This window comes from Vibrio sp. 1401, assembly GCF_033340295.1.
The window spans coordinates 1-1,053 of sequence record NZ_JAWOWF010000146.1 but is presented as its reverse complement, the minus strand read 5'-3'; the positions used below and the strand labels follow the sequence as shown (position 1 = coordinate 1,053).

The 1,053-nt window shown below is 46.9% G+C and carries 1 protein-coding gene; it reads left to right on the top strand.

Going from position 1 to position 1,053, the window contains the following annotated elements; genetic code table 11:
- A partial coding sequence (locus tag R7Z77_RS24175; RefSeq protein WP_318136903.1) for an efflux RND transporter permease subunit occupies positions 1 to 1,043 on the top strand: 1,043 nt, incomplete at its 5' end.
- Positions 1,044 to 1,053: the final 10 nt, after the last annotated feature.

The window sequence follows — 1,053 nt, the reverse complement described above, 5'->3', positions numbered from 1 at the left end:
CAGGCAGCAAAGAAGTGCTTCTTTCTCTTGCGCCTGTTGCGTACGATCTCGGTCTTGACTTGACCATGATTGCGCAACAAGTCGGCGGCAGTTTTTACGGTGGAGAAGCACAGCGTTTGATTCGCGACGGTGAAGAGATCAAAGTCATGGTTCGCTATCCTCAACTGACTCGTGAAGCGTTTTCTTCATTACGTTACGCTGTCATTACTACGCCAGCAGGCAAGAAAGTGATGTTGGGCGATGTCGTGAATATCAGTGAGCAGCCTGGGGTTAGCACAATTCGTCGCGAAGGTGGTTATCAAACCGTTTATGTGTACGGCTCTATTGATGAAGAACTCGTTGAGCCACAAGAAATTGTGAAAATCATCGACGATAGTATTTTGCCTGATATGAAGAAGCTTCACCCAAGTGTCAAAACAGAGCTGGGTGGTGACATCGAAGAGCAAGCCGCGCAACGCAACGAACAAATCATGTTCTTTGTGGCAGGGATGATCATTGTTTATATCTTGCTTGCCGTACCATTGAAGAGCTATACCCAGCCTCTTATCGTGATGTCCGTTATCCCGTTTAGTTTAACAGGGGCGATTTGGGGACATTTCTGGTTGGGGCTAGACATTAGCATGATGTCGACATTCGGTTTGATCGCAGCCGCAGGTGTGGTGATCAACGACTCGCTGGTGATGACAGATTATGTGAACCAAGTCCGAGAGAAAGGAATGAGCATCAAGCAGGCGGTGGTTGAGGCTGGTTGTGCGCGTTTTCGAGCGATTACGCTGACATCCATCACGACCTTTGCTGGTGTATTGCCTATTATGTTCGAAACCAGTCTGCAAGCACGTTTCGTAATACCAATGGCCGTCGCTTTGGGCTTTGCTGTGCTGTATGCCACAGTCCTGACGTTGGTGTTAGTACCTTGTCTGTATCTAATGCTTGAAGATATTAAAAACATCTTTCGAGCGATTAAGCGCTTCTTCCAGCGTGTCATTGGTCGTTTTAGAAAATCGTCAGTATCTTCAGATATTTCTGCGAATACATCGAACTAGCATCTCTTGT